Here is a 463-nt window from a genome sequence, read left to right on the forward strand (position 1 = left end):
CGCAATAGATTGGCACAGACAATTTGCTAGACGAGTCGACCCGATTCGAGGTCACGGAGTTCCTCCCTTGCTGATGCGTGAAACCCCTGTAGTGATTGACGGCCCTGTCGGCCAAATTGAAGCTTTGTATCTGGATAACGAGCAGCCGCGCGGCATCGCGCTGATCTGCCATCCGAACCCGGTACAGGGCGGCACCATGCTCAACAAGGTCGTCTCGACCCTGCAACGCACCGCGCGTGACGCAGGCCTGATCACCGTGCGTTTCAACTATCGCGGCGTCGGCGCCAGCCAGGGCGAGCACGATATGGGCACCGGTGAAGTCGACGACGCCCAGGCCGCCGCTGCATGGCTGCGGGAAAAACACCCGGATCTGCCGCTGACCCTGTTCGGTTTCTCCTTCGGCGGATTTGTTGCAGCAAGTCTCGGCGGCCGTCTCGAAGCCCAAGGCGTGCAGCTTGAGCAC

At 61.3% G+C, this 463-nt stretch carries 1 protein-coding gene; it reads left to right on the plus strand.

Annotated features, from left to right (window positions below; translation table 11 throughout):
- Positions 1 to 73: 73 nt before the first annotated feature.
- Positions 74 to 463 (plus strand): alpha/beta fold hydrolase (locus J5M71_RS28110; protein WP_207838873.1); only part of this gene is annotated, 390 nt, incomplete at its 3' end.

Source organism: Pseudomonas sp. 43(2021), assembly GCF_017490805.1.
GTDB lineage: Bacteria > Pseudomonadota > Gammaproteobacteria > Pseudomonadales > Pseudomonadaceae > Aquipseudomonas.